This window comes from Streptomyces sp. WELS2, from assembly GCF_013870595.1.
Taxonomy (GTDB): Bacteria; Actinomycetota; Actinomycetes; order Streptomycetales; family Streptomycetaceae; genus Streptomyces.
Genome location: NZ_JACBWZ010000074.1, coordinates 1 through 15,294, shown reverse-complemented (window position 1 = coordinate 15,294; position 15,294 = coordinate 1). Strand labels below are relative to the sequence as shown.

Sequence of the window (15,294 nt, the reverse complement as noted above, 5' to 3'; positions counted from 1 at the left end):
CGTCCGCCGTGGCCACGATGGTGGCGCTCAGCGGGTTGCCGTACGCGTCCGCGCCTCCCCGCAGGTCGTCCAGCACGCGCACCCCGGCGGCGCCGATCGCCACGTCCGTGAGCCCCGAGCGCCAAGGCCGCCCGAAAGTGTCGGTGATGATCACCCCGACGTCGACGCCGAGGGTCTCGCGCAGACCGGCACGGATGGCGCGCGCGGAGGCGTCCGGGTCCTCGGGCAGCAACAGCACCGTCCCGGCGGGGGTGTTGGAGGCGTCGACCCCGGCGGCGGCCATCACCAGGCCCTGCCGGTTCTCCACGATGCGCAGCGTGCCGCGCCGGGCCACCACCCGGACCGTCTCGGCGTCGATCGCGGCCTCCCGGTCGTCGGCCCGCATCAGCCGGCCCTCCGCCTTGGAGACGATCTTGGAGGTCACGATCACCACGTCACCGTCGGCCAGGCCGGGTTCGGCCGAGGCGATCAGCTTGGCGATGTCGTCGTCCGGCCGCACCTCGGGGATGCCGGGCAGGGCCCAGACCCGGTATTCCGCCCGCTCACCCGCCGCGGCGGACGCCGTCGCGCTCACGCTCCCCGCACCTCCTCGGCCAGCGCCAGCGCCTCCCGCGCCATCTGCGCGGTGGCCTCCACGTCGGTCATCATCAGCGGCACGGCCCGGCAGCGGATGCCGTCCGCCTCGACCCGCTCGACCGCGCCCGCGTCCACCGTGTCGACCAGCCAGCCGTCCAGCAGTCCGGAGCCGTAGTGCTCGGCGACCGCGGCGGCCGTGGACTCCACGCCGACCGCGGCGAGCACCTTGTCGGCCATCCCGCGCACGGGCGCGTCCCCGACGATCGGGGAGAGGCCGACCACGGGCACGCCCGCGTCCGCGATGGCCTCGCGGACCCCGGGCACGGCGAGGATCGTGCCGATGGACACCACCGGGTTCGACGGCGGGAAGAGGATCACGTCCGCCTGGGCGATGGCCTCCAGCACGCCCGGGGCCGGCTTGGCCTGCTCGGCGCCGACCGGGACGATCGCCTGGGCCGGGACGGAGGCGCGCAGCTTCACCCAGTACTCCTGGAAGTGGATCGCCTTGCGCTCGCCGTCAAGCTCGACGGCCACGTGCGTCTCCACGCGGTCGTCGGTCATCGGAATCAGCTTCACGCCCGGCTGCCAGCGGTCGCACAGCGCCTCGGTGACCGCGCTGAGCGGATAACCGGCACCGAGCATCTGGGTCCGCACGATGTGTGTGGCGAAGTCCCGGTCGCCGAGCCCGAACCACTCCGGCCCGACACCGTAGGCCGCCAGTTCCTCCTTGACGTGGAAGCTCTCGTCGGTCCGCCCCCAGCCCTGTTCCTCGTTGATGCCGCCGCCCAGCGTGTACATCACCGTGTCGAGGTCCGGGCAGACCTTCAGCCCGAAGAGGTGGATGTCGTCGCCGGTGTTGCCGATGACCGTGATGTCCGCGTCCGGCACGGCCCGCTTCAGACCACGCAGGAAACGGGCACCGCCGATGCCGCCTGCCAGAACCACAATGCGCATGGGGACAGTGTGGCAGCCGGATACGACAACGCGTCAGGTGGTTACGGAGGATGCCTCGCAGTGCGGGGAGGTGTGCATGGGCATCTCGGTCAGCCCCGGGTGGTACACGTGCAGGCTGACCGCCGGCTCCAGCGCGTCGTTCACGACCTCGTGGACGTACCCCGGCGCGAACACCCGCTGCGCGCCCGCCCCCAGCGCGCGCGTGCCGCGCACGGTGTGCTCCGTGAGCGTGCCCTCCACCACGGTGAGCACACCGGAGGAGCGCCCGTGGTCGTGCCGCCCGCTGCCCTGCCCGGGCAGCCAGGACAGCAGCCACACCTCGTAGCCGGGGCCGGTGCGCAGCCGGTGGTACCAGCGGGTGGTGGCGTCGAAGCGGACCAGGTGCGTCCACCGGTCCCGGTCGGCGGCGATCGAGCGGGCGAGCCCCGCGAACTCGGCGACGGTGGCCGGGTGCTCGCGCGGCGGCTGGAGCAGGTGCGGGACTTCGAGGATGTCGCCGGCGATCTGGAGGTCGTTGTCGCTGTTCATGGGGGTGCGGTGGTCCTCGGCGGAAGAAGAGTGGGGCCGGAGCTGGGTGACGCGTGCACTCCGCCCGGGATACGGGCGGACGGGATGCCCCGCAGGAGGGGGATCGGGAAAGGCGGAACGCGGCCGAGCCGGGACGGGCTCGGGAACAGCCGGAGCGGGCTTGGCTCAACAGCTGGGACAGCAGCAACAGCTACAGCGCGCGCGGGCGGCACCGAGGGACCCGGCGGTGCGGGTCGAGGCGGGTGCCAAGTACGCGAGCATGCCCACTAGGACAGCGGTTCACACGGGCAGTGTCAACTCGCTGCCCGGTATGTGGGACATGTTTCACCTCATCCGGTTTATTTCGCAGGCGAAAGGTTTGCTCATCGGGGTCCCGGGACACATGGGGCACATCCGAGCGCGCGAGCCTCACGGAACGGGATCGAACACGGAGGCGTCCTTCTCCGTACAGGGGATCTGTACGGGGTCGGGCCGCCCCCGTGGGTCCGCCTGCGTGTCAAGGTTTATGCCGATTTGAACACTTTCCGCACGGCCTTGGTTCCGCAGAGTGAATAACGGGCCCAATAGCAGATCTCGGCTTGACTCGCCCGGAGCAGCACACTTGTAATTTCACTCGTGTCGTTCAGCCGATATCGGTAACGGCCACGCACGGGGACGCGAAAGACAGACGAGGGGCGCACATGACCGAGCTGGTGCAGCAACTGCTGGTCGACGACGCGGACGAGGAACTCGGCTGGCAGGAGCGCGCACTCTGCGCCCAGACCGACCCCGAGTCGTTCTTCCCCGAGAAGGGCGGCTCCACCAGAGAGGCCAAGAAGGTCTGCCTCGCCTGCGAGGTCCGCTCCGAGTGCCTCGAATACGCCCTCGCCAACGACGAGCGCTTCGGCATCTGGGGCGGCCTGTCCGAGCGCGAACGCCGCCGGTTGAAGAAGGCCGCCGTGTGACCGTACGCGCGACCACGAAAGGTACGAACGGCCCGTCGGCCGTGGGTTGTCCACAGGCGGCGGGCCGGCGTCATGCCCAGCCGATAGTGTGGACGCTCGTCCGAGACGCCCCGCTGTCCCCTCGATCCGCGAGAAGACACGGGCGTCCACCGCAGTCCATCGAACCGGGGCCCGTACCTCGATGTCCGTGCACAGCCATGCGGCCGCCCAACACCACGCCGCCACCGCCGGGTTCGACCCGTCCCGCCCGGCCGGGCCCGACCCGTCCCGCTCGGCCGGGTCCGACCCGACCCGCCCTCCCGAGTTCCCGCGCCATGTGGTGACCGCGGTCCTCGTCGCCCACGACGGCGCCCGCTGGCTGCCCGACGCGCTGACCGGGCTGCTCGGCCAGGAGCGTCCCGTCCAGCACGCGGTGGCCGCCGACACCGGCAGCGCGGACGACTCCGCCCGGCTGCTCACCGACGCCCTCGGCGAGGCCAACGTCCTGCACCTCGCCCGCCGCACCGGCTTCGGCCAGGCGGTGGAGGAGGCGAGCCGCATCGCGCCCCGGCTCACCCCCGACGACCTGCCGTACCTCAAGCGCCCCAGCGGCTGGGACCCCGTCACCCGCACCTGGCGCGACGACGCCTACGACATCCCCGAACTGCCGCACGGCGAACCCGTCCAGTGGCTGTGGCTGCTGCACGACGACTGCGCCCCCGAACCCGACGCCCTGGCCCAGCTGCTGCGGGTCGTCGACAACGAACTCGAACTCGGCCGCGACGACGTCGCGATCGTCGGCCCCAAGCTGCGCGGCTGGTACGACCGCCGCCAGCTGCTGGAGGTCGGTGTCTCCATCGCCAACTCCGGCCGCCGCTGGACCGGTCTGGACCGCCGCGAACAGGACCAGGGCCAGCACGACCACGTCCGCACCGTGCTGTCGGTGTCCACCGCCGGCATGCTCGTGCGCCGCGACGTCTTCGAACAGCTCGGCGGCTTCGACCGGCTGCTGCCCCTCATGCGCGACGATGTCGACCTGTGCTGGCGCGCCCACACCGCCGGCCACCGCGTCCTGGTCGCCCCCGACGCCGTCGTCCGGCACGCCGAGGCCGCCTCCCGCGAACGCCGCACCGTCGACTGCGCCGGCCGCGCCACCGCCTCCCCGCACAAGGTCGACAAGGCCGGCGCCGTCTACACCCTGCTCGTCAACACCCGTACGGCCGCGCTGCCCTGGGTGCTGTTCCGGCTCGTCCTCGGCACCGTCCTGCGCACCCTCGCCTACCTCGTCGGCAAGGTCCCCGGCCAGGCCCTCGACGAGATCCGCGGCCTGCTGAGCACCCTGCTGCGGCCCGAGCGGATCATCGCCGCCCGGCGCCGCCGCGGCCCCTCCCGCATCGACAAGGCGGAACTGCGCGCCCTCTTCCCGCCGCCCGGCGCCACCGTCCGGGCCACCGTGGAACAGATCGCCGGCAACCTCACCGGCGGCTCCGACACCGACACCTCCTCGGCCGGCCGGCACGGCGGCGCCGTGGAGTCCGGGCCCGGCGGCGACGACGCCGACTTCCTGGAGGTCGAGCAGTTCGCCCGGCTCAAGCGGATCGCCCGCAGACCCGCCCCCGTCCTCTTCCTCGCCCTGCTGCTCATCTCCCTCGCCGCCTGCCGCGCCCTGCTCGGCGGCGGCATCCTCGCCGGCGGCGCCCTGCTGCCCGTCCCGGCCGGCGCGACCGACCTGTGGTCGCGCTACCTGGACGCCTGGCACCCGACGGGCACCGGCGGCACCCCGTCCGCACCGCCCTACCTGGCCCTCGTCGCCACCCTCGCCTCGCTCCTGTTCGGCTCCACCGGCCTCGCCGTCACCGTCCTGCTGATCTGCTCGGTGCCGCTCGCCGGATGCACCGCCTACCTCGCCTCCCGGCCGCTGGTCACCTCCCGGCTGCTGCGCGCCTGGGCCGCCATCGCCTACGCCTTCCTGCCCGCCACCACCGGTGCGCTGGCCGGCGGACCTCGTCGAGCAGCGGCTCGCCCAGCCGGGCGGCCACCCAGCTGCTGAGTACGACCACTTCGGGGTTGAGCAGGTTGATCAGGTCGGCGATGCCCGCGCCGAGGTAACGGGCGGTGTCCTGGACCACCTTGAGCGCCACCGGGTCCTGCCCGGCGACCGCGCGGGCCAGCGCGTCGATGGTGGCCGTCTGGTCCCGCGGGTGCAACAGCGCGGAGTCCGGGTCGAGTTCGCTCAGGTTCCGCATGATGCCGGGCGCCCCGACGTACGTCTCCACACAGCCGTGGTTGCCGCAGTGGCACGGCCGGCCGTCCAGCACGAGCGTGGTGTGTCCCCACTCGCCGGCGCTGTTGCTCACCCCCCGGTGCAGTCCGCCGCCGAGCGCGAGCCCGGCACCGACCCCGGTGCCGAGGTTGACCACCACGGCGTCCCCGCGGCCCCGCGCCGCCCCGAACCACAGCTCGGCCACCGCGCAGGCGCGCAACGGGTTGTCCAGGTAGAGCGGGTAGGCGATGTGTTCGGCGAGCAGATCGAGCAACGGCACGTCGTGCCAGTCCCAGTTGGGCGCGTACTCGGCGACCCCCGAGTCCCGGTCCACCTGGCCCGGCACGCTCACCCCGACGCCGAGCACCCGGGCCGCCTCGACGCCCGCCTGGGCGACCACCGAGCCGACCGCGGCGGCGACGTGCCCCACCACCTGCTCGGGCCGGCTCTCCCCGGGCCGCATGTCCTCGTCGGCCCGGGCCAGCACGTTCAGCGCCAGGTCGAACAGCTCGACATGGACGTACGTCTCCGCGATGTCCACGCCGATCAGCGCGCCGCCCGACGCGTTCACGGCGACCAGTCCCCGGGGACGGCCGCCGGCCGAGTCCTCGAACCCGACCTCGGTGATCAGGCGCAGTTCCAGCAGCTCGCCGACGAGCGTGGCCACCGTGGCCAGGCTCAGCCCGGTGGCGGCGGCCAGCTCCTGCCGGGAGGTGGGGGACTCGGCGATGATCTGGCGCAGCACCTCGTAGCGGTTCGCGGTGCGGATGTCGCGCGATGTGCGCTTCACGCGGCTGCCCCTCCCTTTCCCGTCCGGCCCGGCCCAGGCGGCAACACCGGCGCGGCGCCAGGCTATGGGCTGGGCGTCCGGTTCGACAAGGGGTTAGGAAAGGGGGTGGAGAAAGTGGGGCGGTCCGCCGGGGCAGCGTCACCGGGACACCGCGGTGCCCGGCCGGGACGGGGCGTCGCGGCGGACCGCCCCGGACCGAGGCACCGTGGCGCCCGGCCCGGCGAGCGCCACGGCGGGCCGGCCGGTCAGTCCCCGAGGAGGTCCCGCACGAAGCCGTTGGTGAACGCCCCCGACGGATCCAGCGCACGGGCCAGCGCGCGGAAGTCGGCGAGCCGCGGGTACCGGTCGCGGAGGTCCGCCGCCGGGATGCCGAACACCTTCCCCCAGTGCGGACGCGGATCGAACGGGGCCAGCGCCTCCTCCAGCCGGCGCACCACCGGCAGCACCGCCGGCTCGTCCCGCACCCAGGTGAAGTGCAGCGCGACCGAGTCCCGGGCGTGGGCGGGGCCGAGCCACTGCGGGTCGGCGGCGATCGTGCGCACCTCGCAGGTCTGGAGCACCCCGGCGACCGTCTCCCGGATGGCGTCCACCGCGAGCAGCGCCGCCGGCGCGGCCGTGCGCGGCAGCAGGTACTCCGACTGGATCTCCTCACCGCTGCTGGGCGTGAACTCGGCGCGGAAGTGCGGCAGTCGCTCGTGCCAGGGCCCCGGCACCCCGAACTGGCGCGTGCAGTTGGCGGCGGGCATCCCCGGCACCGGATGCATCGCCTCGGTCGCCGGCTCGGCCCACGGGAAGTCGACCGCGGGCTGATCGGTGCGGCGCTTGACCCACACCTGCCCGAAACCCGGCCGCCGCCAGTCGGTGAACAGGCTCACGCTGTACGCCGACCCCGCCACCGCCTCGAAGTCCAGCCCCTCCAGCGGCAGTCCGGTGAACACGTACTGCTCGACCTCGTAGGCCGGCTCCAGATCCAGGGTGAGGGCGGTGACCACGCCGAGGGCGCCGAGCGAGGTCACCGCGCCGTCGAAGCGGGCGTCGTCGCGGCCTATCGTCACCGTCGAGCCGTCGGCGGTGAGCAGCTCCACCTCCCGCACGGCCACCGCGAGCGGACCGTTGTCCACGCCCGAGCCGTGGGTGCCGGTCGCCACCGAGCCCGCCACCGAGATGTGCGGCAGCGAGGCCATGTTGGGCAGGGCCAGCCCCCGGGCGTGCACCGCCCGGGCGAGTTCGGCGTACCGGACGCCCCCGGAGACCCGGACCGTACGGGCCGCGGTGTCCACGTCGATCACCGGCGGCAGACCGGCGATCGACACCAGCACCCCCTCCTCGCCGGGGTCGGCGATCCGGTTGAAGGAGTGCCCGCTGCCCAGCACCCGCACCTTCGCGCTGCCCGCCACCACCTCCCGCAGTTCCGGCACCGACCGCGGGCGGTGGAACTCCTTGACCGTGTAGGTGATGCTGCGCGCCCAGTTGGTGACCGTCTCCGTCACGTCCGTCATCCCGTCTCCCACGCGTGGTGATCCATTGACCCTCTCATCGGCCGGGACCTACCGTAGAGAACGGTTGCTGTCCGTGCGTCACCGAGCCGGGAGGCCCTTTCCTTGACCGAGCGGCCCCGCGCCCTGTTCGCCATGACAGCGCGGAACGTGCCGGCGGTGTTCCCGCCGGAGCTGCTGGAGCGGCTGCGGGCGTGCGTGGACATCGATCCCGCCCTGGTGGCCGAGGACTTCACCGAGCCCCGGGTGCGGGAAGCGCTCGCCCGGACCGAGCTCCTCATCACCGGCTGGGGCTGCCCCCGCCTGGACCGGGCCGCCCTGGACGCGGCCCCGCGCCTGCGGGCCGTGCTGCACGCGGCCGGCTCCGTCAAGGGGTTCACCACCCCGGAGGTGTGGCGGCGGGGCATCGCCGTCTCCTCGGCCGCCGAGGCCAACGCCCGGCCCGTCGCCGAGTACACCCTCGCCATGATCCTGCTCGCCGGCAAGAACGTCTTCGCCCTCCGCGACGAGACACGCGCCCGGCGGGCCTTCCCCTACGACGGCGTCCTCCCCGGCATCGGCAACCACGGCCGCCGCGTCGGCATCGTCGGCGCCTCCCGGGTCGGCCGCCGCCTGATCGAGCTGCTCCGCCCGCACGACCTCGACGTCACGCTCGCCGACCCGTACGTGGACGCCGCCGGGGCCGCCCGGCTCGGCGTACCGCTGCTGCCGCTGGACGACCTGCTGCGCACCTGCGACATCGTCAGCCTGCACGCCCCGCACACCGCCGAGACCCGCCGGCTGATCGACGCCCGCCGGCTCGGCCTGATGCGCGACGGAGCCGTGCTGATCAACACCGCGCGCGGCGCCCTGGTCGACCACGAGGCGCTGATCGCGCACCTGCGCTCCGGACGCCTGAGCGCCGTCCTGGACGTGACCGACCCCGAGCCGCTGCCCGCCGCCTCCGCGCTGTACGACCTGCCGAACGCCTTCGTCACCCCGCACCTGGCGGGCTCGCTGGGCAACGAGGTGGCGCGCCTCGGCCGGGCCATGGTGGAGGAGGCCGAACGGCTGGCGTCGGGCGAGCCGCTGCGGCACGCGGTGGACCGGGCGGTGCTGGAACGCACGGCGTGACCATCCGACGACGGATTTCGTGGTTCGACCAGGAAAGCACCAGGGAAACCGTAAAAAATCTCGCCGCACTCGGGCTGTTTCGATAGCTTCCCGGCATGGCTACCGATGACCTCCCCTCCCGGCTCCCCGTGACCGACCGCACCCGGCACCGCCGCCTGCGCGAGCAGGGCAGCCTGGAGCGGGCCGACCTGAACGCGATCCTGGACGCCGGTTTCGTCTGCCACCTGGGCGTGGTGACCGACGGCCGGCCGCTCGTCGTCCCGACCGTGTACGGCCGGGACGAGCGGCAGCTCTACGTGCACGGGTCCGTGGCGAGCCGCAGCCTGGCCGGCGGCCTCCCGGTGTGTGTGACCGTCACCCACGTCGACGGGCTGGTCCTCGCCCGGTCGGTGTTCGAGCACGGGGTGAACTACCGCAGCGCCGTGATCCACGGCGACGCGCGCGAGGTCACCGACCCCGACGAGAAGCTGGAGGGGCTGCGCCGGCTCACCGAGCACGCCACCCCCGGGCAGTGGTCCTACGCCCGCCGCCCGAACCGCAGGGAACTCGCCGCCACCACCGTCCTCGCCCTCTCCCTGGAAGAGGCCTCCGTCAAGATCCGCACCGGCGCCCCCGACGACGGCGACGGCCCCGACGCCGCGCTCGGCCTGTGGGCCGGCGTCCTGCCGCTGACCGGAGTCTGGGGCACCCCCGTACCCGACCCGGCGCTGCCGCCCGGCACCCCCGTACCCGACCACATCGCGCGCCGGGCGGGGACCCGGCACGGCTGAGCCCCGGGCGGGGGCATACGGTGTCATCCGTACGCCTGAACCGGGAGGAGACAGACGAATGGGCAGTCGTACCGCGCTGGTCGAGGATCTGATGGAGCGGTTCCCGCACGTCCCGCGGGAGGCCGTCTTCAAAGAGGACCTGCTGCGGGGCGGTGTCGCCTTCGACAAGTCCGCCCTGAGCGATACCGCCAACGAGGCGGCCGGGGACGTCAAGCCGAAGTCCTACTTCATCTTCTCCTTCGACCACGGCACCCTGCCGGAGCTGGGCGAGGCCGCGCTGCGCCGGCCCCCGGAGGAGATCATCCTCACCGGCGGCCCGTACGGCCTGCGGCGCACGGTCGTCTCCGTACGGGTGAACCCCGCCTCGCCGTACCGGGTCGCCGCCGACGAGGAGGGGCTGCTCGGGCTCTACCTCGACGGCACGCGCATCGCCGACGTCGGGGTGCCGCCGATGCCCGAGTACTACCGGCACACCCTGTCCAACGGGAAGTCCGTGATGGAGGTCGCACCGACCATCCAGTGGGGCTACCTGATCTATCTGACCGTCTTCCGGGTCTGCCAGTACTTCGGCGCCAAGGAGGAGTGCCAGTACTGCGACATCAACCACAACTGGCGCCAGCACAAGGCGGCCGGGCGGCCGTACACCGGGGTGAAGGACGTCGAGGAGGTCCTCGAGGCCCTGGAGATCATCGACCGGTACGACACCCAGAAGGCGTCCACCGCCTACACCCTCACCGGCGGCGCCATCACCTCCAAGGTGGCGGGCCGGGACGAGGCCGACTTCTACGGCCACTACGCCAAGGCCATCGAGGAGCGCTTCCCGGGCCGCTGGATCGGCAAGGTCGTCGCCCAGGCCCTGCCCAAGGCGGACGTACAGCGGTTCAAGGACTACGGCGTGCAGATCTACCACCCCAACTTCGAGGTGTGGGACCGCCGGCTGTTCGAGCTGTACTGCCCCGGCAAGGAGCGCTACGTCGGCCGGGACGAGTGGCACCGCCGCATCCTGGACTCCGCCGAGGTGTTCGGCGCGCGCAACGTCATCCCGAACTTCGTGGCGGGCGTGGAGATGGCCGAGCCCTTCGGCTTCACCACCGTGGACGAGGCCATCGCCTCCACCACCGAGGGCCTGCGCTTCTTCATGTCCCACGGCATCACGCCCCGCTTCACCACCTGGTGCCCGGAGCCCACCACCCCGCTCGGCAAGGCCAACCCGCAGGGCGCGCCGCTGGAGTACCACATCCGCCTGCTGGAGGCCTACCGGCAGACCATGGACGACTTCGGCCTGTCCTCCCCGCCCGGCTACGGCCCGCCCGGACCCGGCCGCGCCGTGTTCTCCGTCAGCTCCTTCATGGACAGCCTGCCCGCGGACGGACCGGACACCGGGCGAGAGCTCGACGGGGCGGCTTCCACGGCGGGTTGAGGAGCCGGAGGAAAACCCTTTGACGCACGACCCGGCCCGCGGGCTAGAGTCGGAGCACACGCCGAGGTGGCGTGCGAACGCGCGAGTGGGAACGAGGAGGTGTCGACCGATGGCTGTCACTGTGCCGGGCGCTGCCCACATCCAGGAACTCCTCACGTTCACCTCCGTGGCCACCGGCTGAACCCACCGCGCGTCCCGCGCGGCCGGCCGGGGCCGCTCATGCGCCGAAGGGTCTTTCCCCTTGTCTTCCACCTCCGCTGTGTTCTCCGCGCTCGCTCCCTACGGCTGGGACGAGGACTGGGCCGCCGCGTTCGCCCCGTACGCGGCCGACGGGCTGGTGCCCGGCCGGGTCGTGCGGGTCGACCGGGGCCAGTGCGACGTCGTCACCGCGGCCGGCACCGTCCGGGCCGACACCGAGTACGTCGTACCCCGCGACCCGATGAAGGTCGTGTGCACCGGGGACTGGGTCGCCGTCGACCCCGACGGCGACCCGCGCTACGCGCGCGCCTGTCTGCCCCGCCGCACCGCCTTCGTCCGCTCCACCTCCTCCAAGCGGTCCGAGGGACAGATCCTCGCCGCCAACGTCGACCACGCCGTCGTCGCCGTGTCGCTCGCCGTGGAACTCGACCTCGGCCGCGTCGAACGGTTCCTCGCCCTCGCCTGGGGGTCCGGCGCCCAGCCCGTCGTCGTCCTCACCAAGGCCGACCTCGTGCCCGACCCGGTCACCCTCGCCCACCTCGTGCGGGACGTGGAGACCAGCGCGCCCGGCGTGCCCGTGCTCGGCGTCAGCGCCCTGCACGGCGACGGGCTCGACGTGCTCGTGGCACTCGTCGGCTCCGGTACGAGCGTGCTGCTCGGCCAGTCCGGCGCCGGCAAGTCCACCCTCGCCAACGCGCTCGTCGGCGCGGACGTCATGGACGTGCGGGCCGCCCGGGACGTCGACGGCAAGGGCCGGCACACCACCACCACCCGCAACCTGCTCGCCCTGCCCACCGGCGGGGTCCTCATCGACACCCCCGGGCTGCGCGGCGTCGGCCTCTACGACGCGGAGGGCGGCGTCGGACAGGTCTTCGCCGAGATCGAGGAACTGGCCGAGGGATGCCGGTTCCACGACTGCGCCCACGACAGCGAGCCGGGGTGCGCGGTGCGCGCCGCCGTGGCCGACGGCACCCTGACCGAACGGCGGCTGGACAGCTACCGCAAGCTGATGCGGGAGAACCAGTGGATCGCGGCCAAGACCGACGCCCGGGTCCGCGCGGAACTCCGCCGGGACTGGAAGCGCAAGGGCGCCGAGGGCAGGGCGGCGATGGAGGCCAAGCGCGGCCGCCGGAGCTAGGTGTCCGATTCCCGCTGGCCCCGTCCTTCCCTCCCGGCCCACACTGGGACACGTGAAGGACGAAGACAGCAGGTACGAGGCGGTACGCAGCCGGGACGCGCGGTTCGACGGGGTGTTCTTCTTCGCCGTCGAGACCACCGGCGTCTACTGCCGTCCCAGCTGCCCGGCCGTGCCGCCGAAACGGCACAACGTGCGGTTCTTCGCTGCCCTGCTGGGCCCACTCGAAGACGGCGCGCACGCTCCAGCCGGGCCGGGGGCCGGTGGGGCGCATCTGCCGCTGCCAGCGGTCGAAACAGCCAGCTTCCTGGGCGGCGCGCACGCGTGCGGCGATCGACGGGCGCGGATCCTCGGCCCACAGCCGCCAGGGCCGCGGTTCGAAGGCGTCGCGCACGGCGGCGGCCAGTTCGGCCTCGCCCTCGGGGTCGGTGGCGAAGCGGGCCAGGACGGGGGTGGCGAGGGCGCGCAGGCCCGCGTCGTCGTCCCGCAGGGCCAGCTCGTCGAGCGCCCAGGCCCAGTTGGAGCCGTGCGCGGCGTACCTGCGCAGCAGGTCGAGGGCGTCCCGCCGGCCGTAGGAGGCGAGGTGGCCGAGGACGGCGAGGGCCAGGCCGGTGCGGGACTCGTCGGTGTCGAGCACGTCCTCGGCGTCGAAGAGGTGCGCCTCCACGGCGTCGAGTCCGCCGTTCAGGTCGAGGTAGAGCCGGGCGTAGTAGAGGGAGCGGTTCTCCACCTGCCAGTCGTGGCGGGGGTCGCGCAGCACACAGTGGTTCAGGGCCGCGAGCGCCTCGGCGCGCGGGGCCGTCAGCGCGTGCAGCGTGCCGTCGCCACGGCCGCGCTGGAGCAGCCCGAGCAGGGTGCCGCTGGGCGCTATGACCGGATCGAACATGGGAAACAGCCTCACATCAAGCGTCGACGCAACCGGTGAACACGCGTTACCTGGCCGCGCGACACAACGTCGGAGCGCCCGCCGTTTCCTGCTTGCTGTAGACCATCTCTCTCTACCTCTCGTCGGTGGCCCATGCGGACCGCATCACGGCCCGCGCGGTGCGGCAACACCTGCCCAGCCATCGCGTCCGTGAATCACGTCGTCATGATGACCCGCGCTGTGTGCTGCCGCGACCGTATTTCCGGCGGCCCTGTACCGCCTCCCCCGTTTTCCGTGTCGTTGCTGGTCGGAATATTCGCCTCAGCGCTCGCCGAACAGCTCCAGGAGCTCCGTCTTGCCGAACATCCGGGCCGTGTCGACGGCCGACGGCGTGCCCTTGGAGGGGTCGGCCCCGCCCTCCAGGAGGGCCTTGATCACATCGGTCTCGCCCTTGAAGACGGCACCCGCGAGCGGGGTCTGGCCCCGGTCGTTGATCTGGTCGGCGGCGGCGCCGCGGGCGAGCAGCGCGCGTACCGCGTCGGCGTGGCCGTGGTAGGCGGCGAGCATCACCAGGGAGTCGCCGCGGTCGTTGGTGAGGTTGGCGGGGACACCCGCGTCGACATACGCCACGAGCGCCTCGGTCTGCCCCTGCCGGGCCAGATCGAAGATCTTGGTCGCCAGCTCCACGACCTCGGGGTCGGGGGCTTCACTCATGGCCGGACCGCCTCTCCATGCTGATTGGGGGACTGCTCCGCTGCTGCGGGGACTGCTTCGTACGAGTGAATCGCCAGCGTACTGGCTCTCGGGGCACATGACCCGATGTGCCCGAGGTAAAGATCACCGACGGGCCCCGCAGGAGGCAACAGCACTGGTCGACCGGGCCGCATCCACTTCCTCCGGGCGGGCGGAAACCGCCGGTTTTCACCCAGTTGCACCTTTAATCGTATGGATACATCCTGTGATCCTGGAAGAACTCATGGTGACTGTCCCCCACCTTCGACACCAGGAGGCCCCAAATGATCCTCTCCCTCTCAGGCGTGCTGCTGCTCGGCATCGTCGTCTTCCTGTTCTTCCGCAAGGACGGACTGAAGGGCTCGCACGCCACGGTGTCGGCCCTGTTCGGTTTCTACCTGTCGACCACGGGCATCGCGCCGAGCATCAAAGCCGGCGGAGAGAGCCTGGCCAGCCTCCTGGGCGGCATCAAGTTCTGACCCCGCCCGTACCGCCCGCACGCACGATCAGGAGTCAGCAGTGGCCCGGCGCCCTCTCCCCCGCATTCTGAGCAAGGACAGCGCCCAGCTCGCGCGGATGCAGCTCGCCCGGAGCAGGGAGCTGGCCCGGACGGCGGCCGACGGCGCCACCGACGTCCTTCATCCGCTGATCACCGTCACGCGCGGGCTAGGCGTGCTGGCCGCGGCCGGCCGTCGCAGGTGGGCGGACACGCCCAAGGACAGACGCGGGCCGCTGCTGTTCCTCGCGGCCTCCGCGATCATGGTCGTGGCCCTGATGCCGTACGGGCCGCTGCTCGCCGTCGTCACGGTGATGGCGGCGGCGGCCTGGCAGGGCCGCGACCGCACCCCGTCGGCGCCCGCGGGACCCGACGCCGCCCAGACCGAACGCCTCAAGGCGCTCTACGACGCCCTGGTGCCCTGCTTCTCCGCTCCCGAGGACCCCGCGCCGCTGTACGCCCACGGCGGGGAGTGGGAGAAGGCCTTCACCGCCTACGAGTTCGACGACGCCGGGCGCGTCGGCCACCTGGAGATCCGCTACCCCGCCTATTTCCCGGACGGCGAGCCCGGGGCCCGCGCGCGGGTCGAGCTGCTGCTCACCGCCAAGGCCGGGCGGAGCCGCGAGTACCACTTCGACTGGGACGAGGAGGCCAACCGGCTCACCGTGACCGTCCTCGCCCCGCTGCCCGCCGACATCCCCGCCCAGCCCTTCGTCACCGCGCCCGGCGAGACCGTCCTCGGCTACACCGACCCCAGCGAGGTCCAGCGCACGCTTCCCCTCTCCTACGGAGAGGAACGGATCGACGTCCCGCCGGTCGTCTGGCGCACCGGCATCCGCTCCACCGAGCCGCACCTGCTGGCCGTCGGCCACCCCGGCAGCGGCACGTCCACCCTGCTGCGCTCCATCGCCCTGCAGGCCCTGCGCCACGGCGATGTGCTGATCGTCGACGGCGGCGGCACCGGCGAGTACGCCTGCCTGACCGGCCGGGACGGCGTACTGGCCGTGGAGTGCGCGCTCGCCGGGGCGCTGGCCA

General features: G+C 72.7%; 13 protein-coding genes and 3 pseudogenes. 9 read left to right on the top strand and 7 right to left on the bottom strand.

The window, feature by feature from the left end; all coding sequences use genetic code 11:
• The 3 genes from cofE to H5J33_RS07490 form a co-directional block, all read right to left on the bottom strand.
• Window positions 1-574 (bottom strand): coenzyme F420-0:L-glutamate ligase (gene cofE / locus H5J33_RS07500; RefSeq protein ID WP_181794091.1); only part of this gene is annotated, 574 nt, incomplete at its 3' end.
• Window positions 571-1,530 carry a 2-phospho-L-lactate transferase gene (gene cofD / locus H5J33_RS07495; RefSeq protein ID WP_181794090.1) on the bottom strand — a complete coding sequence of 320 codons (960 nt, stop codon included), beginning with the start codon at window positions 1,528-1,530 and terminating at the stop codon, window positions 571-573. The genes cofE and cofD, both read right to left, overlap by 4 nt.
• A 33-nt stretch (window positions 1,531-1,563) precedes the next feature.
• A complete protein-coding gene (locus H5J33_RS07490) occupies window positions 1,564-2,058 on the bottom strand; it encodes a cysteine dioxygenase family protein (protein WP_181794089.1) in 495 nt (164 codons plus the stop codon).
• A gap of 680 nt (window positions 2,059-2,738) precedes the next feature.
• Between H5J33_RS07490 and H5J33_RS07485 the strand changes: the two genes are divergently transcribed.
• Both H5J33_RS07485 and H5J33_RS07480 read left to right on the top strand, forming a co-directional pair.
• Window positions 2,739-3,002: a WhiB family transcriptional regulator gene (locus tag H5J33_RS07485; protein ID WP_003975777.1), complete on the top strand. Its 264-nt coding sequence runs from the start codon at window positions 2,739-2,741 to the stop codon at window positions 3,000-3,002.
• A 181-nt stretch (window positions 3,003-3,183) separates the two neighbouring features.
• Window positions 3,184-4,983: pseudogene (locus H5J33_RS07480) on the top strand (glycosyltransferase family 2 protein); the annotation flags it as partial.
• On the opposite strand, the gene H5J33_RS07475 reads toward H5J33_RS07480, so the two are convergent.
• Window positions 4,904-6,034 carry an ROK family transcriptional regulator gene (locus tag H5J33_RS07475; protein WP_181794088.1) on the bottom strand — a complete coding sequence of 377 codons (1,131 nt, stop codon included), beginning with the start codon at window positions 6,032-6,034 and terminating at the stop codon, window positions 4,904-4,906. The pseudogene H5J33_RS07480 and the gene H5J33_RS07475 sit on opposite strands and share 80 nt — an antisense overlap.
• Window positions 6,035-6,279: 245 nt before the next feature.
• Entirely contained in the window at window positions 6,280-7,524 is a 1,245-nt protein-coding gene (locus tag H5J33_RS07470; protein ID WP_399552785.1) for an FAD-binding protein, read from the bottom strand.
• A 111-nt stretch (window positions 7,525-7,635) separates the two neighbouring features.
• On the opposite strand from H5J33_RS07470, the gene H5J33_RS07465 reads away from it, so the two are divergent.
• The 5 genes and pseudogenes from H5J33_RS07465 to H5J33_RS38630 form a co-directional block, all read left to right on the top strand.
• Window positions 7,636-8,643 (top strand): hydroxyacid dehydrogenase, encoded by a 1,008-nt coding sequence (locus H5J33_RS07465; protein WP_181794086.1) that lies wholly within the window; start codon window positions 7,636-7,638, stop codon window positions 8,641-8,643.
• 95 nt (window positions 8,644-8,738) lie between these two features.
• Entirely contained in the window at window positions 8,739-9,413 is a 675-nt protein-coding gene (locus H5J33_RS07460; protein WP_181794085.1) for a pyridoxamine 5'-phosphate oxidase family protein, read from the top strand.
• A gap of 58 nt (window positions 9,414-9,471) precedes the next feature.
• A complete protein-coding gene (locus tag H5J33_RS07455; protein WP_181794084.1) occupies window positions 9,472-10,833 on the top strand; it encodes a radical SAM protein in 1,362 nt (453 codons plus the stop codon).
• Window positions 10,834-11,074: 241 nt separating this feature from the next.
• The gene (rsgA, locus tag H5J33_RS07450; RefSeq protein ID WP_181794083.1) at window positions 11,075-12,169 is read left to right on the top strand and encodes a ribosome small subunit-dependent GTPase A; all 1,095 of its coding nucleotides are present in this window, start codon (window positions 11,075-11,077) and stop codon (window positions 12,167-12,169) included.
• A 52-nt stretch (window positions 12,170-12,221) separates the two neighbouring features.
• Window positions 12,222-12,317: pseudogene (locus tag H5J33_RS38630) on the top strand (Ada metal-binding domain-containing protein); the annotation flags it as partial.
• A gap of 50 nt (window positions 12,318-12,367) precedes the next feature.
• Here the strand turns inward: H5J33_RS38630 and H5J33_RS07440 are convergent.
• Together H5J33_RS07440 and H5J33_RS07435 are read right to left on the bottom strand one after the other, a co-directional pair.
• Window positions 12,368-13,052: pseudogene (locus H5J33_RS07440) on the bottom strand (HEAT repeat domain-containing protein); the annotation flags it as partial.
• 300 nt (window positions 13,053-13,352) lie between these two features.
• Complete coding sequence (locus H5J33_RS07435; protein WP_181794082.1) at window positions 13,353-13,745, bottom strand: ankyrin repeat domain-containing protein; 393 nt, start codon at window positions 13,743-13,745, stop codon at window positions 13,353-13,355.
• Window positions 13,746-14,047: 302 nt separating this feature from the next.
• Between H5J33_RS07435 and H5J33_RS07430 the strand changes: the two genes are divergently transcribed.
• Both H5J33_RS07430 and H5J33_RS07425 read left to right on the top strand, forming a co-directional pair.
• The gene (locus H5J33_RS07430; RefSeq protein ID WP_030620070.1) at window positions 14,048-14,242 is read left to right on the top strand and encodes a hypothetical protein; all 195 of its coding nucleotides are present in this window, start codon (window positions 14,048-14,050) and stop codon (window positions 14,240-14,242) included.
• 40 nt (window positions 14,243-14,282) lie between these two features.
• Window positions 14,283-15,294 (top strand): ATP-binding protein (locus H5J33_RS07425; RefSeq protein WP_181794081.1); only part of this gene is annotated, 1,012 nt, incomplete at its 3' end.

Coding starts and splice junctions, on each gene's coding strand:
- H5J33_RS07435 (WP_181794082.1), bottom strand. CDS start 13,745: ATGAGTGAAGCCCCCGACCCCGAGGTCGTGGAGCTGGCGACCAAGATC.
- H5J33_RS07455 (WP_181794084.1), top strand. CDS start 9,472: ATGGGCAGTCGTACCGCGCTGGTCGAGGATCTGATGGAGCGGTTCCCG.
- H5J33_RS07460 (WP_181794085.1), top strand. CDS start 8,739: ATGGCTACCGATGACCTCCCCTCCCGGCTCCCCGTGACCGACCGCACC.
- cofD (WP_181794090.1), bottom strand. CDS start 1,530: ATGCGCATTGTGGTTCTGGCAGGCGGCATCGGCGGTGCCCGTTTCCTG.
- H5J33_RS07485 (WP_003975777.1), top strand. CDS start 2,739: ATGACCGAGCTGGTGCAGCAACTGCTGGTCGACGACGCGGACGAGGAA.
- H5J33_RS07490 (WP_181794089.1), bottom strand. CDS start 2,058: ATGAACAGCGACAACGACCTCCAGATCGCCGGCGACATCCTCGAAGTC.
- H5J33_RS07430 (WP_030620070.1), top strand. CDS start 14,048: ATGATCCTCTCCCTCTCAGGCGTGCTGCTGCTCGGCATCGTCGTCTTC.